Genomic DNA, 24799 nt, shown 5'->3' with positions numbered 1-24799 from the left:
AGTTATTGTTATAGTGTATCAAAACGAACAAAAAACTATAAAAAACGAACAAAAATGAAACATATATTTTCAATTCTAGCACTTGTATTTGTAACCTCTTTAGTGGCTCAAAACGATGATATAGAAAAAACAATAGGAGAGTTTACCGAAGTTAAAGTCTATGATTTAATTGAAGTAGAATTAATTAAATCAAAAGAAGACAAAGTAGTTATTTCAGGAAAAAATAGCGAAGATGTTGTTGTAATTAACAAAAATGGAAAGCTTAAAATAAAAATGAAACTTAAAGAAAAGTTTGATGGTAATAATACAACAGTAGCATTATATTATACAAATATTGAAACTATTGATGCTAATGAAGGAGCAGTTATTTTTTCTGAAGATGTTATTAAACAATATGAAGTTGATTTAAAAAGTCAAGAAGGTGGAAAAATTGAAATACCTGTAAATGTAAAATATTTAAATATTAAAGCTGTAACAGGAGGCATAGTTGAAGTAAAAGGGAAAGCAGAACGTCAAGATATATCTATTAATACAGGAGGGGTAAGTAAAACTAAAGAAGTAAAAACAGAAACTGTTAAAGTAGCTATAAGAGCAGGCGGAGAAGCAGAAGTAAATGCAACAGAATTAGTTGATGTTAATATAAGAGCAGGTGGAGATGTTTATGTATACGGAGACCCTAAAACTATTAAAGAAAACCGCATTATAGGAGGACGAGTAAAAAGGATGAAATAATTAATATAAAGTCTTTTTTATTTAAGTAAAACTTACTGCTTGTTTTGTTATATTTGTTTATCATGAAAAAATAATGCTGAATTTTAATTCAGCATTATTACTATATAACCATATGTTAGACGATATACAGACAGCAATTCCCTTAGGCTTTTTTTTAAGCTTTATGATTGGCCCTGTATTTTTTGTACTCCTAGAAACCAGTGCTACAAAAGGTTTTAGAGCTGCACTAGCTTTTAATTTTGGAGTTATTTTAGCTGATATTTTTTTTATAGGCATAGCATATTTTAGTAGTTTTCAACTTCTTGAAAACTTAAGTAATCAACCAGGTTTATTTGTTTTTGGAGGCATGATAATTACAGTTTATGGGGTTATTATTTTTTTAAAAAAAACAAGGAAAGGGACTGAAAATGCAAGTGAATTGGAATTTAAAAAAACCAATTATTTAGGACTATTTGTAAAAGGATTCTTGCTTAATTTTATAAACATAGGTGTTTTAGTTTTTTGGCTAGGAATTATTATTGTCATTGGACCAACTTTAGAAAATGATATCAATAGATTTTATGTGTTTTTTGGAACAATGGTTCTTTCTTATTTTGTAACAGATATTTTTAAAATACTACTAGCAAAACAATTAAAAAGAAAATTAACTCCACATCGTATTTTAAAAGTAAAAAAGTTATTAGGAGTTATTTTAATAATTTGTGGATTAGTACTAATTACTAAAGGATTTTTACCTAAAGATCAATTAAACCCTACTGACTTTATTGAAGACATACGCGAATAAATTATTCTAATTATATAAATGTGCTTCCCTATGTAACTTATGAGAGAATAATTAAAAATATTTTTCAATAAACCTTCTCTATTTTTAATTAGGAGTAATAATATCAGAAAAAGAATGTATTAAAAATATTTTTCAATATTTTTGCTATGTAACTTTAGAGGTGTTCCTATGCTTAGGAACTGAGATTATACTCTTTGAACCTGATGCGGTTAGTACCGGCGAAGGGAAAAGTTGAAAACATATTTTTAAGATATGTTCATTCTTTTTCATAATGATGTGTGTTTGATTAAATATACATATTTCAAAAGTATTTTTTATTAATAGTTACAATTATAAATTTATATATAATGATAACTATTTACATAAATGAAGTACCTGTAGATATTGAAGAAAATAATAATTTGTTACAATTATTAAAACAGGTTAACTCTTCTTCTGATGGAATTGCCATTGCCGTTAATCGAGAGATTATACCTAAAGAACAATGGAAAGAATATCGTTTTTCTAATAAAGATAACATTTTAATAATTCAAGCAACACAGGGAGGTTAGAGAGTAGTATCTAACAAGTAAAATAATAATATTTCATACACTTAAAAATGAAAAATAAGGACACAGCACCAAAGCAAGGAAAAATTTCTAGACAACCTTTTCCTAATTCAAAAAAGATTTACGTATCCGGAAAAATTCACCCAGAAATAAAAGTAGCTATGCGTGAAATCTCCCTGAGCGATACTAAAGATTCCATATCAGGAAAATTAATACCGAATGAACCTGTAACTGTATATGATACTTCTGGCCCTTATACAGATCCAAATAAAGAAATTGATGTACATAAAGGTATAGAAAGAATTCGTGAACAGTGGATTTTAGAACGTAATAATGTAGAACAACTAGATGAATTTACATCTCAATATTGCAATGAACGTTTAAATGATAAACGCTTAGACCATATGCGTTTTGAACATTTAAAAAAACCATTACGCGCAAAAAAAGGAGAAAACGTAACACAATTACATTATGCTAAAAAAGGAATTATAACTCCAGAAATGGAATATATTTCTATTCGTGAAAATCAACGAATTGATGAGATGATTCAAATAAAAAAGCAACATAAAGGAGAACATTTTGGAGCCTCTATTCCAGAAAAAATCACTCCAGAATTTGTACGTTCTGAAGTTGCTAGAGGTCGCGCAGTAATTCCTTCAAATATTAATCATCCAGAAGCAGAACCTATGATTTTAGGTCGAAACTTCTTAGTGAAAATAAATGCTAATATTGGAAACTCAGCAACTACATCTTCTATCGAAGAAGAGGTTGAGAAAGCAGTTTGGGCTTGTCGCTGGGGAGCTGATAATATTATGGATTTATCTACAGGGCAAAATATTCACGAAACACGAGAATGGATTATACGTAATTCTCCAGTACCTGTAGGTACCGTTCCTATTTACCAGGCTTTAGAGAAAGTGAACGGTGTTGCTGAAGATCTTACATGGGAAATTTTTCGTGACACATTAATAGAACAAGCAGAACAAGGAGTAGATTATTTTACCATTCATGCAGGAGTATTGTTAAGATATGTACCAATGACTGCAAAACGAGTAACAGGAATCGTTTCTCGCGGAGGTTCTATTATGGCTAAATGGTGTTTGGCACATCATAAAGAAAGTTTTTTATATACACATTTTGAAGATATATGTGAAATTTTAAAATCGTATGATGTCGCTTTTTCTCTTGGGGATGGATTGCGACCAGGTTCTGTAGCCGATGCTAATGATGAAGCTCAATTTGCAGAATTAGAAACCTTAGGAGAGCTAACACAAATTGCTCGCAAGCATGAAGTGCAATGTTTTATAGAAGGACCAGGCCATGTACCAATGCATATGATTAAAGAAAATATGGAAAAGCAAATTGAAGTCTGTGATGAAGCGCCATTTTATACATTAGGCCCTTTAACTACAGATATTGCTCCTGGATACGATCATATTACATCAGGTATTGGTGCTGCGATGATTGGTTGGTATGGTTGTGCAATGCTATGCTATGTAACCCCAAAAGAACATTTAGGATTGCCTAATAAAGATGATGTACGTACTGGAGTAGTTACCTATAAACTTGCTGCACATGCTGCAGATTTAGCAAAAGGTCATCCAGGTTCACAACATAGAGATAATGCATTAAGCAAGGCTCGTTTTGAGTTTCGATGGGAAGATCAGTTTAATTTAGGTTTGGATCCAGAACTAGCAAGGGAATATCACGACGAAACATTACCAGCAGATGGTGCAAAAATCGCTCATTTTTGTTCGATGTGTGGACCAAAATTCTGTTCGATGAAAATTTCTCAGGAAGTAAGAGATTTTGCCGCTAAAAATGAGATTATTAATGATGAAGTTATTCAAAAAGGAATGGAAGAAAAATCTCGTGAGTTTAAAGAAAAAGGATCAGAAGTATATTTATAAATAATGATTGTACTTATAGCTCCCGAAAAAGATATTAAAGATGAAATAGAAATTCTAGATCGACTTTTTGAAGCAGGTTTAGAATTCTATCATCTAAGGAAACCAGAGAAAAGTTATGAAGAACATTGTGAATATTTAAATCAAATCGACTCAAAATATCACAATAGAATTATAGTACATTTTTTTCATGAGCTAATCAATGAATATAATCTAAAAGGAATACATTTTCAAGAACAAAAGAGACGTGATTATCTAGATATTCCTAGCAATTATTTTAAAGAATTAAATATGTTTGGTAAAACGATTAGTAGCTCTTTTCATAAACCTGAAGAATTAGTTAAATGCGATTTTGAGTTTGATTATCATTTATTGAGCCCCGTTTTTTCCTCTATTTCTAAAGAAGGATACAGAGGAAAAGGTTTTAATGTAAATGGTATTGATAAGAAAATTATAGGAATGGGAGGGGTTACAATACAAAACCTGTCAGAATATACAAAATTAGGATTTCAAGGTGTGGGTGTTTTAGGAGGAATTTGGAATAGTTCTGCTCCTATTGCCAATTTTAAAACCATGAAAAACTATTTTACTAAAAAAAGAAGCAATATTTAATTGGATACACATCAGTACATACTTTCAATTGCTGGTTTTGACCCTTCAAGCGGCGCAGGGTTAACTTCAGATATAAAAACTTTTCAAGCTTATGGCTTATATGGTTTATCAGTATGCACTACAGTAACAGTTCAAAACGATGTAGATTTTATAGATTCTCATTGGGTAGATACTGAAATAATATTACATCAAATAGAAGTTTTATTTGAACGGTTTGATATTGAGGTTGTTAAAATTGGTGTTGTTCAAAATTGGACTTCACTTTTAATGATAATCAATAAGTTAAAAGTATTAAACTCTAGAATTAAAATCGTATTGGACCCGATACTAAAAGCAAGTACTGGCTTTAATTTTCATAATGGAGATGATTTAAATGTATTGAATACCATTTTAGATAAAGTTTATTTAATAACTCCAAATTATGAAGAAATTCAAAACCTATATCCTAAAAAATCAATTGAGGAAACAATAGAACATATTAGTAGTAAAACAAATCTTTATTTAAAAGGAGGACATCGCACAGATACTATAGGTTTAGATCAATTGTATTACAACAAGATTGTGCAATTAAATATCGAACCGAAAAAAAAAGATGCTTCTCCAAAACATGGTAGTGGCTGTGTTTTATCATCTGCTATAGCAAGTAACTTAGCACTAGGTTTTAGTATTGAAGATGCTGCACAGCTAGCAAAAAATTATATAGAGAAATTTTTAAGTTCAAACACTACTCTTTTAGGGAGTCATACACCAATAAATTGATGCAATTACCTTCGCTACATTACATATCACAAGGAGATACTATTGAAGCACATTTGAGCAATATTCAAAATGCTTGTACCTCTGGTGTTGAATTGGTACAATTACGACTTAAAAATGCAACTAATAAAGAAATTTTAAAAGCTGCAGAAGAAGCTAGAGAAGTCACTAGCCATTTTCAAACAAGGTTAATCATTAATGATTATTATAAGATTACTAAACGGGTAAAAGCAGATGGAGTTCATTTAGGAAAAAATGATACTTGCCCCTTAGTAGCTAGGAAATATTTAGGAGAATTCTATTTTATTGGAGGAACTGCAAATACGATACAAGATTGTAAGGTTTTAATAAATAAAAAAGTAGACTATATAGGCCTAGGCCCTTATCGTTTTACAACCACAAAAGATAACTTGAGTTCAATAATTGGGTATAATGGTTACTTAACTATGTTGGAAGAATTAAAAACAGATACTCCAATTATTGCTATTGGTGGAATTACTCTAAATGATGTTCCTAAAATTTTAGAGACAGGAGTTTTTGGTATAGCAGCTTCAGGAGAAATTACTAAAGATTTTAATAAAATTAGCCAGCTTAAAAAACTATTACAATATCCTTCTTGGCAAGAACAAATTTGGAGACCAAATCAAAATAAAATATAATGACAGATATACTTAAAATAGCAGATAAAACTTTTAATTCTAGATTATTTACTGGAACAGGAAAGTTTAATAGTTCACAAACAATGCGTGAAGCAATTGTTGCTTCAGAAAGCGAATTGGTTACTGTTGCTTTAAAAAGAGTAGATATAAATAATAAATCTGATAATATGTTGGCTCACCTCAGTGAAAACCACATTAATTTATTACCAAATACTTCTGGAGTAAGAACAGCTAAAGAAGCCATATTTGCTGCCGAATTAGCTAGAGAAGCTTTAGCAACAAATTGGGTGAAATTAGAAATACACCCAGACCCTAAATTTTTATTACCAGATCCTATTGAAACATTAAAAGCTGCTCAAGAATTAGTAAAACAAGGTTTTATTGTAATGCCTTACATTCATGCAGATCCAGTTTTATGTAAAAGATTGGAAGATGTTGGCGTACAATGTGTAATGCCCTTGGGAGCTCCTATTGGGAGTAACAAAGGATTAAAAACAAAAGAATTTTTAGAAATTATTATAGAACAAAGCAATATCCCTGTTATTGTTGATGCAGGTATTGGCGCACCATCTCATGCAGCTTATGCTATGGAGTTAGGTGCTGATGCCGTATTGGTAAATACAGCGATAGCTGTATCACAGAATCCAGTAAAAATGGGTATTGCATTTAAAATGGCTGTTCAAGCTGGGAGAATGGCTTACAATGCAAAATTGGCTCCAATAAAACAATACGCAGAAGCGAGTAGCCCTTTAACTTCTTTTTTAGATGAGTAGTTTTAAAAATACTTTTGATTTATACGATTGGGATGCTTTAGAAAAAGAAATTTATGATTTTTCTTCTAAAGATGTTAAGCGTGTATTGTCTAAAGATAAAATTACGTTAGAAGATTTCAAAGTTTTAATCTCTCCTTCTGCAAAACCTTTTATTGAGCAAATGGCTCAACGAAGCAATGTGCTTACAAAAAAACGCTTTGGAAATACAATTCAAATGTATATCCCAATGTATCTTTCTAACGAATGCCAAAATATTTGTACATACTGTGGATTTAGTATGACAAATAAAATCAAAAGAAAAACACTTTCGGATAAAGAAATTTTAGAAGAAGTAGCACATATTAAAAAGCTTGGATATGACCATATTCTCTTAGTTACAGGAGAAGCAAATAGAGCGGTTGGAGTTTCTTATTTAAAACACGCAATTAATTTAATTCGTGAGCATTTTTCTAATATTAGCATCGAAGTTCAACCTCTAGATCAAGATGAATATGAAGATTTGATTAAAGAAGGATTATTTGCTGTATTAGTTTATCAGGAAACGTATCATAAAGCTACCTATAAAATGCACCACCCTAAAGGCAAAAAATCAAATTTTGATTATCGATTAGATACTCCTGATAGATTAGGTAAAGCAGGAATTCATAAAATTGGACTAGGCGCTTTATTTGGATTAGAAGATTGGAGAGTAGATAGCTTTTATACTGCATTACATTTAAAATACTTACAAAAGCATTATTGGAAAACAAAATATTCGATTTCATTTCCAAGATTAAGACCTCATCAAGGCAATATAGAACCAAAAGTAGAAATGACAGACTCAGACCTAGTGCAACTTATATGCGCATACAGATTACTAGATGAAGATGTTGAGCTCTCTATATCAACTCGTGAAAGCGAAAAGTTTAGGAATAATATTGTTAATCTTGGGATTACTTCTATTAGTGCTGAATCTAAAACAAATCCAGGTGGATATAGTGTAGCACCTGAATCCTTAGAGCAATTTGAAATTTCCGACGAGCGATCTACATCAGAAATACAAAAAATGCTACAATCTCAAGGCTATGAAGTTGTATGGAAAGATTGGGAAAAAAGTTATTCTTAAAGAGAAGTATGAATAATCAAGAAAAGCTTTTATATAAAATTAGATAAACCTTAGATTTTTTTCAATATTTGTAGGCAACTATTTGTAAGAATTTTTCATCTATAAATAACAAGAATTAATCTATTAACTCTACTTAAAAAAATAACAATGTTAAGACCCAAAATTGTATTATTAATATTATTTTTTACATCAATAGTTAATGCTCAATTTTCTAAATGCTCAGATCAAAATGAATTTGATGAGCTTAAGTTATCTTTATGTGCAACAGTAAAAACGCCATTATACCATCAGTCAGATAAGAACGAGACAATAGATTTATTTGTTAGAAAGTTCCCTTCACTAAAAGATAGGAAGGGCTCACTTTGGTTAATTCCTGGAGGCCCAGGAGAATCTGGAGCAAGTATGTATGCTTTAATTGAAAAGTTCTCTAAACAGTTTCCTCATTTAGATATTTTTGTCCCTGACCATAGAGGAACGGGATTGTCAGCAAAAATATGCCCTAATGAAGAAGATGTAAACTCTAAAGGGAGCATAGCTTTGGTTAATGAAGAGTGGGGGTCTTGTTTTGAGCAAATGTATAGCAACCAAGAATATGTACAAGCTTTTTCTATTACAAATGGAGCTAAAGACCTTAGTAAATTAATAAACGATTTAAGCGGAAAAGGAAAGCGTTATGTTTATGGAGTGTCTTATGGAACACAATTGGTACTTAGATTACTACAACTTAATTCAACAAAGATTGATGGAATAATTTTAGATTCGTTAATTCCTTTACAAGATGATGTTGATTACGATTTAAGTCAAAGGTCTTTTGTAATAAATGATGTTGGTCTTTCTGTTATAGAATCTTTGAATAAGTTAGAGCCTAATTCTGCAACCTCTTTAACTTCTCAGTTGCAAAGTATTATTAAAAGAACACATAAAGACACTATTTTTTCGAAAAAATTACCGAGACAAGAATTATCTATAATTTTTGGAATGATGTTAGATCTTCCTAAAGTGAGAAATAAAATACCAGAAATAATAAAAGAATTATCTAAAGAGAATATTGAACCATTAAATAATGCAATTGCAGAAATCACAGAATTTTATACATCTTATAGTAAATATAAAACCTCATCAAATTCAATTCCTTTAGTTCAAATTATTACAGCATCAGAAAATAATTTAAGGCCAGAAATTAAAAAGAGTGATGTGGCTTTAGAGTCTAAAGATTTATTATTTAAGAGCCCTTTACCAAGTTTAATGGCAGAAAACAGAATGCCAACATATAAGAAGGATGTTTTCTTTGGAAAAGCACCTAAAAACATGCCTCCAACACTAATTATAAACGGAACATTAGACCCTAAAACTCATTATGAGGGAGCAGTTCGTCATTTTAAAAAATTATCTGAGAATAGTAAAGAAATAGTTTTTATGAGTGTGGAAGATGCACCTCACTTTATTGCATTATTTGCTTCGGATAGTTTCTTTTCTATTGCTTCAAAGTTTATTAACGGAGAAAAATTAACTAATAAATTAATAGTAGACAAAAACACAGCATTAAAATAAAAAAACTCATAAAATAATGCTTTTTAGAACTTTATAAATTAATAATTTCGTAACCTCCCTTTAAAACAGAACGTCTCATCATTAAAATAACAATAATGCATTTTAATGATGAGGTTTATTCAAATACTAATAATTTTATTTTGCCTATTACAGCTTTCTTATGGACAAGAAGCAAAAAACGGAATCAAAAATTCAGAAAAAACTATCTCAATTCAGCCAGCTGATTTATGGTTAAATCTTGAGTCTAAAATAGATTCTCTATTTCAAGAATCTATGACAAAAAAAGAGGGAATACAAGGAGGTATTATAAGTATTGTTTCTTCAGATTCAATCCTTTTAAAAAAAGGTTATGGTCTTGCTAATGTTCAAAATAATCAATTATTTGATGTTCAGAAAACTAATGTTTTTGTGGCTTCAGTATCTAAACTAATTACAGTTACTGCTGCATTCCAATTGATCGAGCAAGGAAAGATAGACATTAATCAACCTGTGAAAGAATTGATTGGTGATATAAAAATTGAAAACCCATTTGACCAACGAGTTCTAGTTCGCCATATTTTAACTCATACTGCTGGTTTTGATGACTCTTCTATTGGAAGTGAAGCGAGTAGTAAAGAAAACCTAAATTCATTAAAAAAACACCTTAAAAAACGACTTCCACCAATTGTATGGGAGCCTGGCAAGTATTTTAATTATTCTAACCATGGAATGGCTCTTTTGGCTCTAATTATCGAAACCGTTTCCGGAATTTCATTTAACGCGTATTTGCAAAAGAATTTATTTGACCCATTAAAAATGACAAATTCTGGTTTCAATCTGAAAGAAGAAATGGTTAATAACTTAATGAACCGTTATAAGTGGAAGGAAGACGGTAATAATCAATTATATCTCGATGGGTCGTATGGAATAAAATACACTAATCAAATCGGAGCTGGAGGATTAATAACTACTGCAAACGACATGTCTAACTTTATGCAAATGTACTTAAATCAAGGTGTTATTAATGGAACACAAATTTTAAAACCCGAAACAATTAAGGACATGTTAACTCCACATTTCCAATACCATAAACTAATGGATAGAAAGCAAGGTTGGGTATGGAGAGTTATGTCTGCAAATGGGCTGACATATAATTATCATGCAGGAGATGATACTGGAATTGAAAGTATATTAATGATGATACCTGAAAAAGATTTGGCTTTTTTTTTCGCTTCAAACAACAATGTGGCGAATAACCTTAAATGGCAAATTAGAGATTATATACTTGATGTTTTGAATAAAAACCAAGAACAAGTAAAGTCACCTCCGAAAGATTTTGTTTCTACTAACGATCTCAAGGATTTGAGTGGTACATATCAATATACTAACGATGGTCAATCATCCATTGATCGTTTGACTTATTTATTTGGAGATGTATATAAAGTTACGATTGAAGGTCGTACGCTTTTAATAAACGGAAAAAAATACAAAGAAACAGACAACTTTCTTTTCAAAAGAGAAACAGACGATTTCTTAATCACGTTTGTTGTTGATGAAAACGATACTTATTATTCAACTGGATATGCCACTTATAAGAAACTAAAGTGGTATGAGGTACCATCAATTCATTTTATACTATTAATAACCTCATTTATAATACTTTTAACAGCTATAATTGGTTGGATAATTCAATATATTCGTCGCAAAAAAGACTATAACAAAAGTGAATTTAAGACTAAATTAATAATTGGAATAGCCGGATTTTGTTTGCTTATCTTTTTTATCCTATTAGCCGCTACAACGCAAGGAATTACTTTAAAATATGGAGTTCCATTAACTTTTTGGATTTATTTTACTTTTCCATTAATAGGGTTTATTGTTTTCTTATTTGGATTATATAGGATTCCAAGATTTTTCAAAAATAAATCTATTAGCCTTTTGGGAAAAACGCACTTTACATTAGTAATCATAGCTATGATTACCTGTTTGATATTATATAATTATTATAATTTAATAGGATATCAATTTTAACGTAATTAATACTATATAGGTTATGTATTTATTAATTGATAAAAAAGCTCTCAAAATATTTTTTGAGAGCTTTTGAGGCGCCTAGCGGATTCGAACCGCTGTAGAAGGTTTTGCAGACCTCTGCCTAGCCACTCGGCCAAGGCGCCATAACAGGGATGCAAATGTAAAAAAAATAAAGACTTTACGCTAACTACTGTAATTTTTTTCGCCTTTGAGATAATTTTATAGTTACCATCTCTACATCACCACCAATAGGAGGGTTTAATTTAGAGACATTTACAACCGCTTTTGTAACTAAAGGAGCTTCACTAAATATACGATCTAATATACGTTTAGCAACAGTTTCTAATAGCTTTGAAGCAATTGCCATCTCGTCTTTTACAATTGCATTTAAAAGTACATAATCTACAGTATCATTTAAATCATCAGAAATACTTGAACGTTTTAAATCAGCTTTTACCTCCAAATCAACACGATAATCACTTCCTATTGCAGTTTCTTCTCTTAAACAACCGTGATAAGCATACACACGAATGTTTTCAACTTTAATAATCCCCATTTAAATTAATCTTTCTTCGTAAAATGATCTAAAGCAAGAGTATCTTTATCAAATGTCATTGCAATAAATATTAAAAATATACTGCGAACAAGTACATGTTGTGTATCCCAAATAGGTGCTTGTAATCCGTGACCAAACGAGACAATTAATAAAATTAACCCAATACCATAATAAGTATATTTTCTAAATAGACCTAGTAATAATAAAGCTCCGAAAATAAATTCTCCATAAGAAGTAAAATAAGCTGTAAATTTTATTATAAATGTTGGTAAAAAAGTTTCTTCATATCCTTTAAAACCACCATTGTAAAGGTTTTCTACTCCTATATTAAATACTTTTCCAAACCCTTGCCAGAACAAGATTAAACCTAATAATAATCTAGCAAATAGTATAACAAATTTTGTCTGCATAATGAAAGTTAATTTATGTAAAAATATGAAATAACATTAATAACTAATTAAATGTAGACGATATAATTATATTGATATAACACCTGAGAGATATAAAGCAATAAATTTAAACAGATAAATTAAAATTTATCTAATTTTGTGCCTCAACTATTAATTATGTCTGAAGGAGCTAAATCGTTAAATTTTATAGAGCATATAATTGAAGAAGACTTAAATAACGGAATGTCTAAAGATGATTTACGTTTTCGTTTTCCGCCGGAACCCAATGGTTATTTACACATTGGACATACTAAAGCTATTGGAATTAGTTTTGGTTTGGGTGAAAAATATAGCGCTCCTGTTAACTTAAGATTTGATGATACGAATCCTGCTAAGGAAGAGCAAGAATATGTAGATGCAATTAAGAGAGATATTAGCTGGATGGGATATCAATGGGCAAAAGAATGTTATTCTTCAGATTACTTTCAAATACTTTATGATTGGACGATTCAGTTGATTAAAGACGGAAAAGCATATGTAGATTCACAATCTAGCGAAGCGATAGCAGAACAAAAAGGGACTCCTACTCAAGTAGGAGTAAACAGCCCATTTAGAAATCGTACGGTTGAAGAAAATTTAGATTTATTTCAACGAATGAAAGCTGGTGAGTTTGATGAAGGAACTCATGTCTTGCGAGCAAAGATAGATATGGAAGATCCTAATATGTTAATGCGAGACCCATTAATGTACCGTATTTTAAAAAAAACACATCATCGTACGGGAGATGATTGGTGTATATATCCAATGTATGATTGGACACACGGTGAGAGTGATTATATTGAGCAAATTTCGCACTCACTATGCTCTTTAGAGTTTAAACCCCACAGAAAGCTTTACGATTGGTTTAAAGAAGAGGTTTATAAATATAATCAAAATAGCTTGCCTTTAGCTCCTAAACAACGTGAGTTTGCGCGTTTAAACTTGAGCTATACTATTATGAGTAAGCGCAAGTTATTAAAGCTTGTAGAAGAAGATATAGTCACAGGTTGGGATGATCCTCGCATGCCAACACTTTCGGGATTGCGTCGTCGTGGTTATACACCAAACTCTATACGTAAATTTATAGAAACCGTTGGTGTTGCTAAGCGTGATAACATTATTGATGTCTCATTATTAGAATTCTGTGTACGTGAAGATCTGAATAAAACAGCTAATAGAGTTATGGCCGTTTTAGATCCAGTAAAATTGGTAATTACAAACTATCCTGAAGGAAAGGAAGAACTTTTAAAAGCAGAGAACAACCCGGAAGATGATAATGCAGGATTTAGAAATGTGCCTTTTTCTAGAGAATTATATATTGAAAAAAACGATTTTAAAGAAGAAGCAAATAGTAAATACTTTAGATTAACTTTAGGAAAAGAAGTACGCCTTAAAAATGCATATATCATAAAAGGAGAAAGCGTTATAAAAGATACTAACGGTAATATCACAGAAATACATTGTACTTATGATGCCGATAGTTTAAGTGGAAGTGGTACAAAAGCAAGCTTACGTAAAGTTAAAGGAACTTTGCATTGGGTATCTATACGACATGCTATAGAAGCTGAAGTTAGAGAATATGATCGTTTATTTATGAATGAATCGCCAGATGGTGATAAGGAGAAAAGTTTTATGGAGTTTGTTAATCCAAATTCTTTAAAAATAATTAAAGCTTTTGTAGAGCCGAGCTTACAATCTGCGAGAATAGGTGAACAATTTCAGTTTCAACGTTTGGGGTATTTTAATGTAGATAATGATTCTATACCAGAACAATTAGTTTTTAATAAAACTGTAGGCTTACGTGATACTTGGGCAAAACAGAAAACAGTTAAAAACAACAATCAAAATCAACAGAAACCTAAACAAACTCAACAACAACAGAAACCCGCAATTGAAATTATAAAGCAGTTAGGTAAAAAGTACACAAACTTGCCAGAAGAGAAACAGCAAAAAACAAAAATTGAAATCCAAAAGTTGGCAGAAAATGTAAATTATGATGATTTACAACCTTTGTTTGCTACAGCTACAAAAAAAGCAGGGACACGAATTGCTGCGATGTTAACTCTACAAGTACTGATTAATAATGGTCAAGAACGTACAATTGAAGTAGATGAATTTATTACGAAAGCATTAGAAGATAAAAATGAATTATTAGTTGTAGAAGCGAAAGCAATAAATTAATTTTTTAATTAAACTTAAAAACAAAAACCTCGAAGTAATTTGCTTCGAGGTTTTTGTTTTTAGAACAATACTAAATTCTATTAATCTTTAATCTCTTCTTGTTGAATTTCATCTTCAGGAATAACCAAGCTAGTTTTAAAATTAGGTAATACTTGATCTACCATTGCTTGATTCTTTAATTGTTTAGCTTCTAAGAAATGCCATACTTTTTTACCTTCATCATAAATACCTAGTAAATAACTTTTAGATTTTATACGTGTGGTATTAAACTTCATTTGATTTTGCGTTTCTATATAGCAGCGGTATTGATCTTGCTCATGAACAACTTCTGAGACGTCAGTAACACTGGCTTTTTCAAAAACAAAACCTTGCTGCTCCATATTACTAAAAGTAGTTTCTAACAATTCGATTCCTTTTTCTTTTCCTCCCATTAGATTAACAATACTTGGATAAGTATGCTTTAAAACGGTATTAAAATCACTTGTAAGTGTTGCTTTAGAAGTAATTTCTGCATCCCTTAATGCTGATGCTTTGTCTTGAGCGATAGAACTATTACAAATAAGTAGTAATAGTATAAATAATGATGATAATTTATTCATTGTCTTTTTTCTTATTATTTTGTTTTTTCATGTTTTCTCCAATTTGATTACTTGCAGTAAAACTTGCAACCATATCATTTAACATATTACTACCAGCTTGAGGAGAATTAGGCAAAAGTATTAAATTACTATTAGTTTCTCCACCTATAGATTGTAGTGTGTCATAATGCTGTGTTACAACGATAAGCGCAGATGCTTCTTGAGAATTAATCCCAACTTTATTAAGTACCTCTACAGACTCTTCTAAACCACGAGCAATTTCACGGCGTTGATCTGCTATACCCTGACCTTGTAAACGCTTACTTTCTGCTTCAGCTTTTGCTTTTTCTACAATTAAAATACGAGCAGCATCTCCTTCAAACTGAGCAGCTACTTTTTCTCGTTCAGCAGCGTTAATACGGTTCATGGCTTCTTTTACCTGTGCATCAGGATCAATATCGGTTACTAAAGTCTTTATAATATCATACCCATAATCTAGCATAGCTTCATTAAGCTCGCGTTTTACAGCGATGGCAATATCATCTTTACGTAAAAAGACGTCATCTAAAATCATTTTTGGTACCTCAGCACGCACTACATCAAACACATAAGAAGTAATTTGATCGTGTGGATAATCTAACCTATAAAAAGCTTCAAATACTTTATCTTTAATAACTTTATATTGCACAGATACTTTTAAACGAACAAATACATCATCTTTTGTTTTAGTCTCAACAATTACATCTAATTGTTGAATTTTTAAACTTAAACGTCCCGCTATTCTGTCAATTAAAGGGATTTTAAACTTTAACCCTGATTGTGCAATAACTTGAAATTTGCCAAAACGCTCAATAATAGCAGCTGTTTGTTGCTTTACTGTAAATACTGCTGTAGCTAGAATTAAAAACCCAATAACAACAATAGGTATATAGATGTACTGTTCCATGATAATTTTTTTAAATGGTTAGAAAATATTTGAATACTAAATTAAGTTATATTTATTTCAATCATATAAAAAGAATACGAAATAATTTTGAGCATAAATAGAAATGATTAGCTTGCGCATTATAACCAACATCCCTCTAAAAACATACTTTTTAAATGAAAAACAAACACTATGCTTTATTAGTAGCATTTATGCTATGTTTTGTTACAAATAACCATTCTCAAGTGGTTGTTATTAAAAATGGAATAGGAATTCACGGAGGGGTAACACAATTTAATATTTTGACAGATAATTTTGAAACTACTAGCGCTACAGGTTTTGTTGGAGGATTTAGTGCCACAGGAAACATCCCTCATAAGAGATATAATGTTAGTTTTGGATTACAATTTTTTCAAAATAATATTGACATCTCAGGAAGGACAGCTGTTGATATTATTGAGAATCAAAACATAGAGTATAATTTAAAAGGAGTGCAAGCAACATTTATGTTTCATATAAAACTAGCTAGCAACTTTTTTACATTAGATATAGGTCCTCAATTGCAGTTTAACGATAAATTAGAATTGAGTAATGACAACCAAAGCAACCTGATTTTAAATGGATATAATGCCCTAACTGCAGGAGATATAACTGATGTTAGTATGTTTAATGCTAATGGAATTGCTGGGTTTACAGGAGGAATAGGTGCGTTTAAATTGAGAGCACATTATACATATGGGTTCACCAACATATTGAATAAATTAAACGATGAGAACTTAAACACTACAGGAGGAGACTCAGATTTTAAAGGCAATCAATCTATTATCACAGTTTCTGCAATGTTTACATTTTAAAAAGTATTGTTATACTTATTTAATTAAAAAAGTTATAAAACTGAAATTGCATTTTCAATACGCTTTACTGCTTCTGCTTTTCCAATCATAAACATGATATCAAACACATCAGGACCTTGTAATGCACCAACTAATGCTAAGCGTAGCGGCATCATTACTTTACCAAACCCTATTTCGTTAGAAGTTATCCATCCTTTTATTTTTGTTTGAAGGTTTTCAATATTAAAACCTTCGATAGTATTAACAATGGAAATTACTTCAGTCATTAATTCAGAAGTACCTTCTTTCCAAGCTTTTCTTGAGGCTTTTTCGTCATACGATAAAGGTGATTGAAAAAAGAAATGACTTAAGCTCCATAAATCTGAAGGAAAACTGGCGCGTTCTTTTACTAAATTAATAGCCATTGCAATATAATTCACATCAATATCTGCTAATTCAGGTCTTAAACTTTTAAAAACTGAAGCTAGTTCATCATTATTTTGAGTTTGCATATAATGATGATTAAACCACCTTATTTTATCAGGATCAAAGCGTGCTCCAGATTTATTAATACGATTTAAATCAAAATCGTTAATCAATTCTTCTAAACTAAATATTTCTTGTTCTGTCCCTGGGTTCCAACCTAAAAATGCTAAGAAATTTACCATTGCTTCAGAAAAATACCCATCTTCTTTATATCCACGAGAGATGTCGCCAGATTTAGGATCTTTCCATTCTAAAGGAAATACAGGAAAACCAAGTTTATCGCCATCACGCTTACTTAATTTGCCTTTTCCTGTAGGCTTTAATATTAATGATAAATGTGCAAATTCTGGTGCTTGCCATCCAAAAGCTTTGTACAATTGAAAATGTAATGCTAAGGATGGTAACCACTCTTCGCCACGAATAACATGAGAGATTTTCATTAAATGATCATCAACAATATTTGCTAAATGATAAGTTGGCATCCCATCACTTTTAAATAAAACTTTATCATCTAAAACGTTAGTATCAATTTTTATATCGCCACGAATAATATCTTTTAAATAAAGTGTTTCATCTTGAGGTGATTTAAATCGAATTACATAATCATCACCGTTATCAAGTTTTGTTTTGACCTCTTCTTCAGAAAGTGATAATGAATTTTCTAATTTTAAACGATTATGCCAGTTATAGATAAACGTTTTTCCTTTTGCATCATGATCTTTTCTATGAGTATCTAAAACTTCATTAGTATCAAATGCATAGTAAGCATTTCCAGAAGCAATTAAAGCATCTGCATATTGTTTATATAAGTCTTTTCGCTCGCTTTGTCTATATGGACCAAATTCACCGCCAACAGTAGGACCTTCATCTAAAGGCATCCCGCACCAATTTAATGCATCAATAATATATTGTTCTGCACCTTCAACATACCTGTTTTGATCTGTATCTTCAATACGAAGTATAAAAGTACCATTATGTTTTTTAGCAAATAAGTAATTGAATAAAGCAGTGCGAACACCACCAATATGCAAAGGGCCTGTTGGGCTTGGTGCGAATCGCACACGAACATTTTGACTCATCTTATATTTTTAAGACTGCAAAGATATATTGATAAGAATTAAGATGAAAGATTGAGCGCATTAGATTTAAAAAATTAGCTAATGAAATGAAATTAACATCGTGTCAATTAATATAAGAACAATTAAAATTATAGCTGCCATCACGATAATAACGGTATGAATTAAACGATTCTTTTTTGAAAAAACGGATAATATAGTATTCATAAATTTTGAATCACTTTTGCCATATCGTTTTTTTATAGATTTTCCTGTTCTTAAAATAACAGGAATTGTCATAAGAATTAAAACTAAGATTAAAATTTTAAGTGTTATATGCATGTTGTTGTAAGGTTTAAACCAATCAATATCGATAAACTTTAACAGAATGTTATAGCGCTTAGATTCTACAAGTTAGCAATAAAATTGTAATTTTATAAGTTCATTCTATAAAGATAAACATTGAACAACTTTAAAAACATACAAAACAAGCTTGAAGCGTTTATTAAAAAATACTATACCAATGCTTTAATAAAAGGAGCAATTCTGTTTTTTGCTACTGGAGTATTGTATTTTTTATTCACAGTATTTATAGAGTATATGCTGTGGTTAAGTACGGGAGCAAGAACTGCTTTGTTTTGGATATTTATTTTAGTTGAAATTGGGTTATTTGCAAAATTTATTGCTGTACCATTATCAAAACTCTTTAAACTTCAAAGGGGAATTGATTATAAAGATGCTTCAAAAATTATAGGAAATCATTTTCCAGAAGTAAACGATAAATTACTTAATGTGCTTCAATTAAATGAAGATGCTCAACAGTCAGAATTGTTACTGGCTAGTATTGAACAGAAATCTATTGAGTTAAGCCCAATCCCTTTTAAATTGGCGATTAACTTAAAAGGTAATATTAAGTATTTAAAATATGCTGCAATTCCGGTGATGATTGTTTTGTTGTCATTATTAACAGGACATTTTAATTGGTTTAGTGATGGATATGAGCGTGTTGTAAATTACCAAACAGCTTATGAACCACCAGCACCATTTCAGTTTTTTGTGATTAATGAAGATTTAAAAGCGATTGAAAATAAAGCATTTAAATTACAAGTACAGACACAAGGAGAAGTGATTCCTGAAAGTGTTCAAATTACTTATAATAATGAAACGTACTATCTAAAAGAACTCAATCCTGGGTTGTTCGAATACACCTTTTCTCAACCAAAGTCTAATATCGAGTTTAATTTGTTTGCAAATAATGTCAATTCAAAACCATATACTTTAGAAGTTATAGGTGTACCGACACTTTTAAGCTTTGATATGATTTTAGACTATCCTGCGTATACAAAAAAGAAAGATGAGGTATTAAAAAGTGCAGGAAACGCTATTGTCCCTCAAGGAACTAAAATTACATGGGATTTAAAAACAAAATCTACAAATACGGTAACGCTCACCACAAGAGATTCTGTATTTAATTTTGAAGGCGATAGCGATAATTTTAAGTTATCTCAGCGACTTAATCGTAATTTAGATTATAGTTTAAATACAAGTAATGAGAATCTTAAGAATTACGAAAATTTATCTTTTTCAATTGATGTTATTCGTGATGAACACCCAGAGCTTAATATGCAAATGGAGCAAGACTCTTTAGACAGCCAAACGCTTTATTTTTATGGACAAGTAAGCGATGATTATGGATTAAATAAATTACAACTCGTTTTTTACCCATTAAATGATGAGAGTAAAAAACAAACTGTGAAATTAAATGTTGCTGCTTCTAATTTTGATGAATTTATTAGTGTCTTTCCAGACCAGTTAGAACTTGAAGATGGTGTGAGTTACGATTTGTATTTTGAGGTGTTTGATAATGATGTAATTCATGGCTATAAAAGCACAAAGAGTAATGTGTTTAGTTATAGAAAACTTACCAAAAATGAAGTGAAAGAAGAGCAATTAAAAGAGCAAAGTGAAACTATAGAGAATTTAAACAACTCTTTAGAAAAATTGGAAGAGCAAGATAATGAGTTACAAGAGTTTTCCAAAACTCAAAAAGAAAAAGCAGAGCTTAATTTTAATGACAAAAAGAAATTTGAAAACTTTTTAAAACGCCAAAAGAAACAGGAGGACTTACTTCAAAATTTCAATAAAAAATTAAAAAATAATTTAGAAGAATTTCAAAAGGAAAATAAAGAAGAAGATCCTTTTAAAGAAGCACTAAAAAAACGTTTAGAAGAAAACAATGAACAACTTAAAAAAGATGAAAAACTTCTTGAAGAACTGGAGAAATTAGCTGAAAAACTTGAAAAAGAAGAACTCACAGAAAAACTTGAAGAACTTGCAAAGCAAAATAAAAATAAAAAAAGAAGTTTAGAGCAACTAGTAGAATTAACCAAACGATATTATGTCACTAAAAAAGCTGAAAAACTAAAAGATGATTTAGCAAAACTTGCAGAAAAACAAGAAGAACAATCAGAGAAATCTTCTGAAGAAAATACTAAAGAAGAACAAGATAAACTGAATAAAGAATTTGAAGATATCCAAAAAGAATTAGAAGATCTTCAGAAAGAAAATAAAAAACTAAAACAACCTTTACAAGTTCCTGAAGACAAAAAGGAGGAAGAAGAAATTAAAAAAGAACAGAAGGAAGCTAGTGAAAATTTAGATAAAAAAGAACAGAGTCAGAACGAAGAGAAAGAAATAGGCGCAGAACAAAATAACGAAGAACAGCAACAGAAACAGGAAGAACAAAAACAAAGCGAGAATAAAGCAAAAAAAAATCAGAAAAAAGCAGCTCAAAAGCTGAGAAAAATGAGTGAGTCTTTAAGTCAACCAGCTGGAGGTGGAGGAGGTGAACAAATTTCTGAAGATATAGATATGTTAAGGCAAATTCTCGATAATTTAGTATTGTTTTCGTTTGATCAAGAAGATTTAATGGAGCAGTTTAAGAGCATACAGGTTAATCATAACGAGTATGCTGGATATCTAAGGAAACAACAAGGTCTCAAAGAACATTTTGAGCATGTAGATGACAGTTTGTTTGCTTTATCACTTAGACAACCTTCAATATCTGAACAAATAAATAAAGAAATTACAGAAGTGTTTTTTAACGTAGATAAATCACTGAGTCAACTTGCAGAAAACAGATTGTATCAAGGAGTTGCTGCTCAACAATACACAGTTACTGCTGCGAATACTTTGGCTGACTTTTTAAGTGATATGTTAGATAATTTATCAAACCAACTCAACCCATCTCCAGGAAAAGGAAAGGGAGGTGAATCTATTCCTGATATCATTATTAGTCAAGAAGAATTGAAAAAACAATTTGAAGAAGGAAAGAAAAAAAGTGATAATGGTAAAAAGGAGAATGGTGAGAAACCCGGAGATAAAAAAGGAAAGCAACAAGGTCAAGGAAAAGATGGCGAAAAAGGAGAGCAAGAAGGAGAAGGACAACAGGGTGATCAAGAAGGCAGTCAATTAGGAAACGGAGAGGGAAATAGCGAAGAACTTAATGGAGAACTATTTAGAATTTTTCAACAACAACAACAATTACGACAAGCATTACAGGATAAATTGGCAAAAGAAGGAAAAGGAGGAATTGGAGAAGAATTATCTAAAGCTTTTGACGAAGTTGAAGAAAATTTGTTAAATAGTGGATTCACAAATCAAACGCTTCAAAAGATTCAGGAATTACAACATCAACTTTTAAAATTAGAGAATGCTACGTTTGAGCAAGGTCAAGATAATAAGCGCAAATCAAAAACGAATGATGAACGCTTTAATAATACTACGAATAATCGTATTCCTCAAGCTAAAGAATATTTCAATACCACAGAGATTTTAAACAGACAAACTTTACCTTTGCAGCAAGTTTATAAAAAGAAAGTATTAGAATATTTTAAAACAAAAAATGATCAACTTTAATTTTGAGAAAGAATTTAATTTAGAAAATGAATCTGTTATAAGAAATTGGATCTCTAATACTATTCTTAATGAAAATTGCACAGAAGGTGAAATTAATTATGTGTTTTGTAATGATGAATACCTGCATAAATTGAATGTTGAATTCTTGAAACATGATACACTAACAGATATTATAAGTTTTGATTATTCAGTAGGAAAAGAACTACATGGAGATATTTATATTTCAATTGATAGAATAGAAGATAATGCAAAAGATTTTAAAGTAGATTTTAACTCTGAATTACAAAGAGTAATCATACACGGTATTCTACACTATTGTGGTTATAAGGATAAATCAGAAGAAGAGGCTATTCTTATGCGTGCTAAAGAAGATCACTATTTAAGAGTGCTTTCGATTAATTCTTAGAATCAGCGTATATTTGCAAATTCAAATTAGATAAATTTTAAATTGTTCCACGTGAAACAATTTAAGTTAATAATTCTAGCATAAAGTTATGTTTGATAAAGTATATGACGTTATAGTTGTTGGTGGTGGCCATGCTGGTAGTGAAGCTGCCGCTTCAGCAGCTAATATGGGAAGTAAAACGTTGTTAATAACAATGAACCTTCAAAACATTGCACAAATGTCTTGTAATCCTGCAATGGGAGGAATTGCCAAAGGACAAATCGTAAGAGAAATTGATGCTTTAGGGGGTTATAGTGGCATTGTTAGTGACACTTCTGCGATACAATTCAAGATGCTTAACAAATCTAAAGGACCTGCAATGTGGAGCCCAAGAGTGCAGAGTGATAGGATGCGTTTTGCTGAAGATTGGAGATTGTTATTAGAACAAACTCCTAATCTTGATTTTTATCAAGAAATGGTGTCAGGATTATTAATTGAAAAAAATAAAGTAGTTGGAGTAAAAACTTCCCTTGGAATTGAAGTGAAAGCAAAAACTGTTGTGCTTACTAATGGAACTTTTTTAAACGGGTTAATTCATATAGGTGCTAAAAATTTTGGTGGAGGTAGAGCAGGAGAAAGAGCAGCAACAGGAATTACTGAACAACTTGAAAATTTAGGTTTTGAATCTGGCAGAATGAAAACAGGAACACCGCCTCGAGTTGATGGACGTTCGTTAGACTATTCTAAAATGACTGAACAACCAGGTGATGAAAATCCAGATAAATTTTCATATCTAGATATTACAAAACCATTAAAACAACAACGTGATTGTCACATGACTTATACAAGTACAGAGGTACACGATTTGTTACGTGAAGGTTTTGATCGTTCTCCTATGTTTAACGGGAGTATTAAAAGTATAGGGCCTAGATATTGCCCTTCAATAGAAGATAAGATTAATCGATTTGCAGATAAAGATAGACATCAATTATTTATAGAACCTGAAGGTTGGAATACTGTTGAAGTTTATGTTAATGGATTTTCAACATCACTCCCGGAAGATGTTCAATTTAAAGCACTACGCTCTGTGGTTGGTTTTGAAAATGTAAAATTCTTTAGACCTGGTTATGCAATAGAGTATGATTATTTTCCTCCAACACAATTAAAACATACATTAGAAACCAAATTAGTTGATGGATTATATTTTGCTGGCCAAATTAATGGGACTACTGGTTATGAAGAAGCAGCTTCTCAAGGGTTAATGGCTGGAATAAATGCAAGTTTAGCTGTGCAAGAAAAAGATCCATTTACACTCAAACGTAATGAAGCATACATAGGTGTTTTAATAGATGATTTAATCACAAAAGGTACAGAAGAACCATATCGTATGTTTACTTCTAGAGCAGAATATAGAACATTATTAAGACAAGATAATGCAGATTTAAGGTTAACACCTAAGGGATATAAATTAGGAATTGCTTCAGAAAAGCGTTTAAAGCGAATGGAAGAAAAGCACAATGAAGCTGAAAAATTCGTTAGCTTTTTTAGAACAACAAGTGTAAAACCTGAAGAAGCTAATCCTGTTTTAGAATCTAAAAATTCATCACCAGTCAAACAATCTGATAAGATGTTTAAGTTATTTGCGAGGCCAAACATTACTATAGATGATGTTCGAAAATTTAAATCAGTGGATGCATATATTTTAGATAATAATTTAGATGATGAGGTAATTGAACAAACAGAAATCCAAGTTAAATATTCTGGTTATATTGAAAAAGAGAAGAACAATGCAGATAAATTAAATCGTTTAGAAGATTTAAAAATCCCAATTAATTTTGATTATTCTAAGATTAAATCGATGAGTTATGAAGCCAGAGAAAAGCTAAAAAAAATTCAACCAGTGACCATCTCGCAAGCTTCAAGAATAAGCGGTGTGTCTCCAAACGATATTTCAGTATTACTAGTTTATATGGGACGCTAATTTTATTGTTCCACGTGGAACGAATTAATCTAG

22 protein-coding genes, 1 tRNA gene and 1 riboswitch are annotated in these 24799 nt (G+C 30.8%); of the genes, 16 read left to right on the top strand and 7 right to left on the bottom strand.

Annotated features, from left to right (window positions below; translation table 11 throughout):
- Positions 1 to 54 precede the first annotated feature (54 nt).
- From D1817_01720 to D1817_01670, 11 genes are all read left to right on the top strand, one after another.
- Complete coding sequence (locus tag D1817_01720; GenBank protein AXT18627.1) at positions 55 to 732, top strand: DUF2807 domain-containing protein; 678 nt, start codon at positions 55 to 57, stop codon at positions 730 to 732.
- Between the two features lie 112 nt (positions 733 to 844).
- Positions 845 to 1516 (top strand): LysE family translocator, encoded by a 672-nt coding sequence (locus tag D1817_01715; GenBank protein AXT21202.1) that lies wholly within the window; start codon positions 845 to 847, stop codon positions 1514 to 1516.
- A 146-nt stretch (positions 1517 to 1662) separates the two neighbouring features.
- A riboswitch (TPP riboswitch) is annotated at positions 1663 to 1760 on the top strand.
- A gap of 103 nt (positions 1761 to 1863) precedes the next feature.
- On the top strand, positions 1864 to 2067 hold the full coding sequence (thiS, locus tag D1817_01710; GenBank protein AXT18626.1) for a sulfur carrier protein ThiS: 204 nt from the start codon (positions 1864 to 1866) through the stop codon (positions 2065 to 2067).
- 47 nt (positions 2068 to 2114) lie between these two features.
- Positions 2115 to 3974, top strand: coding sequence for a phosphomethylpyrimidine synthase ThiC (gene thiC, locus D1817_01705; GenBank protein ID AXT18625.1), 1860 nt, complete (start codon positions 2115 to 2117; stop codon positions 3972 to 3974).
- Between the two features lie 3 nt (positions 3975 to 3977).
- Positions 3978 to 4583 carry a thiamine phosphate synthase gene (locus tag D1817_01700; protein AXT18624.1) on the top strand — a complete coding sequence of 202 codons (606 nt, stop codon included), beginning with the start codon at positions 3978 to 3980 and terminating at the stop codon, positions 4581 to 4583.
- Complete coding sequence (locus D1817_01695; GenBank protein AXT18623.1) at positions 4584 to 5342, top strand: hydroxymethylpyrimidine/phosphomethylpyrimidine kinase; 759 nt, start codon at positions 4584 to 4586, stop codon at positions 5340 to 5342. It abuts the gene before it with no gap.
- Positions 5342 to 5998 carry a thiamine phosphate synthase gene (gene thiE / locus D1817_01690; GenBank protein AXT18622.1) on the top strand — a complete coding sequence of 219 codons (657 nt, stop codon included), beginning with the start codon at positions 5342 to 5344 and terminating at the stop codon, positions 5996 to 5998. Before D1817_01695 ends, thiE begins: the two co-directional genes overlap by 1 nt.
- On the top strand, positions 5998 to 6771 hold the full coding sequence (locus D1817_01685) for a thiazole synthase (protein AXT18621.1): 774 nt from the start codon (positions 5998 to 6000) through the stop codon (positions 6769 to 6771). Before thiE ends, D1817_01685 begins: the two co-directional genes overlap by 1 nt.
- Positions 6764 to 7876, top strand: coding sequence for a 2-iminoacetate synthase ThiH (thiH, locus tag D1817_01680; protein AXT18620.1), 1113 nt, complete (start codon positions 6764 to 6766; stop codon positions 7874 to 7876). The genes D1817_01685 and thiH overlap by 8 nt, the downstream gene beginning before the upstream one ends.
- A gap of 147 nt (positions 7877 to 8023) precedes the next feature.
- The gene (locus D1817_01675) at positions 8024 to 9427 is read left to right on the top strand and encodes an alpha/beta fold hydrolase (GenBank protein ID AXT18619.1); all 1404 of its coding nucleotides are present in this window, start codon (positions 8024 to 8026) and stop codon (positions 9425 to 9427) included.
- A 105-nt stretch (positions 9428 to 9532) separates the two neighbouring features.
- Positions 9533 to 11437, top strand: a complete 1905-nt coding sequence (locus D1817_01670) for a class C beta-lactamase-related serine hydrolase (protein ID AXT18618.1) — start codon at positions 9533 to 9535, stop codon at positions 11435 to 11437.
- Between the two features lie 72 nt (positions 11438 to 11509).
- On the opposite strand, the gene D1817_01665 is transcribed toward D1817_01670, so the two are convergent.
- The 3 genes from D1817_01665 to D1817_01655 all read right to left on the bottom strand — a co-directional run bounded on the left by D1817_01665 (position 11510) and on the right by D1817_01655 (position 12406).
- Positions 11510 to 11583 (bottom strand) — tRNA-Cys (locus D1817_01665).
- A 44-nt stretch (positions 11584 to 11627) separates the two neighbouring features.
- Positions 11628 to 11996 (bottom strand): dihydroneopterin aldolase, encoded by a 369-nt coding sequence (gene folB, locus D1817_01660; protein ID AXT18617.1) that lies wholly within the window; start codon positions 11994 to 11996, stop codon positions 11628 to 11630.
- 5 nt (positions 11997 to 12001) lie between these two features.
- Positions 12002 to 12406 carry a DoxX family membrane protein gene (locus tag D1817_01655; GenBank protein AXT18616.1) on the bottom strand — a complete coding sequence of 135 codons (405 nt, stop codon included), beginning with the start codon at positions 12404 to 12406 and terminating at the stop codon, positions 12002 to 12004.
- A 156-nt stretch (positions 12407 to 12562) separates the two neighbouring features.
- Here D1817_01655 and D1817_01650 point away from each other — a divergent pair, with 156 nt between their 5' ends.
- Positions 12563 to 14605 carry a glutamine--tRNA ligase/YqeY domain fusion protein gene (locus D1817_01650; GenBank protein AXT18615.1) on the top strand — a complete coding sequence of 681 codons (2043 nt, stop codon included), beginning with the start codon at positions 12563 to 12565 and terminating at the stop codon, positions 14603 to 14605.
- A gap of 80 nt (positions 14606 to 14685) precedes the next feature.
- Here the strand turns inward: D1817_01650 and D1817_01645 are convergent, their stop codons facing one another.
- Positions 14686 to 15204 (bottom strand): hypothetical protein, encoded by a 519-nt coding sequence (locus D1817_01645; GenBank protein ID AXT18614.1) that lies wholly within the window; start codon positions 15202 to 15204, stop codon positions 14686 to 14688.
- Positions 15197 to 16129 (bottom strand): SPFH domain-containing protein, encoded by a 933-nt coding sequence (locus D1817_01640; GenBank protein AXT18613.1) that lies wholly within the window; start codon positions 16127 to 16129, stop codon positions 15197 to 15199. Before D1817_01640 ends, D1817_01645 begins: the two co-directional genes overlap by 8 nt.
- Positions 16130 to 16284: 155 nt before the next feature.
- Here D1817_01640 and D1817_01635 point away from each other — a divergent pair, with 155 nt between their 5' ends.
- On the top strand, positions 16285 to 16962 hold the full coding sequence (locus D1817_01635; GenBank protein AXT18612.1) for a hypothetical protein: 678 nt from the start codon (positions 16285 to 16287) through the stop codon (positions 16960 to 16962).
- A gap of 32 nt (positions 16963 to 16994) precedes the next feature.
- Here D1817_01635 and D1817_01630 read toward each other — a convergent pair whose 3' ends face one another.
- Together D1817_01630 and D1817_01625 are read right to left on the bottom strand one after the other, a co-directional pair.
- Positions 16995 to 18506, bottom strand: coding sequence for a glutamate--tRNA ligase (locus D1817_01630; protein ID AXT18611.1), 1512 nt, complete (start codon positions 18504 to 18506; stop codon positions 16995 to 16997).
- 78 nt (positions 18507 to 18584) lie between these two features.
- Positions 18585 to 18824 carry a hypothetical protein gene (locus D1817_01625; GenBank protein ID AXT18610.1) on the bottom strand — a complete coding sequence of 80 codons (240 nt, stop codon included), beginning with the start codon at positions 18822 to 18824 and terminating at the stop codon, positions 18585 to 18587.
- 120 nt (positions 18825 to 18944) lie between these two features.
- Here D1817_01625 and D1817_01620 point away from each other — a divergent pair, with 120 nt between their 5' ends.
- The 3 genes from D1817_01620 (at position 18945) to mnmG (ending at position 24766) form a co-directional block, all read left to right on the top strand.
- Positions 18945 to 22400 (top strand): DUF4175 family protein, encoded by a 3456-nt coding sequence (locus D1817_01620; GenBank protein ID AXT18609.1) that lies wholly within the window; start codon positions 18945 to 18947, stop codon positions 22398 to 22400.
- Positions 22387 to 22806, top strand: a complete 420-nt coding sequence (gene ybeY, locus D1817_01615) for an rRNA maturation RNase YbeY (GenBank protein ID AXT18608.1) — start codon at positions 22387 to 22389, stop codon at positions 22804 to 22806. The genes D1817_01620 and ybeY overlap by 14 nt, the downstream gene beginning before the upstream one ends.
- A gap of 88 nt (positions 22807 to 22894) precedes the next feature.
- Positions 22895 to 24766 (top strand): tRNA uridine-5-carboxymethylaminomethyl(34) synthesis enzyme MnmG, encoded by a 1872-nt coding sequence (gene mnmG / locus D1817_01610; GenBank protein ID AXT18607.1) that lies wholly within the window; start codon positions 22895 to 22897, stop codon positions 24764 to 24766.
- Positions 24767 to 24799: the final 33 nt, after the last annotated feature.

It is taken from the genome of Flavobacteriaceae bacterium (assembly GCA_003443635.1).
Lineage (GTDB): Bacteria > Bacteroidota > Bacteroidia > Flavobacteriales > Flavobacteriaceae > AU392.
Note: the sequence above shows the minus strand (reverse complement) of the source record. Positions and strands in the feature narration are given on the sequence as shown.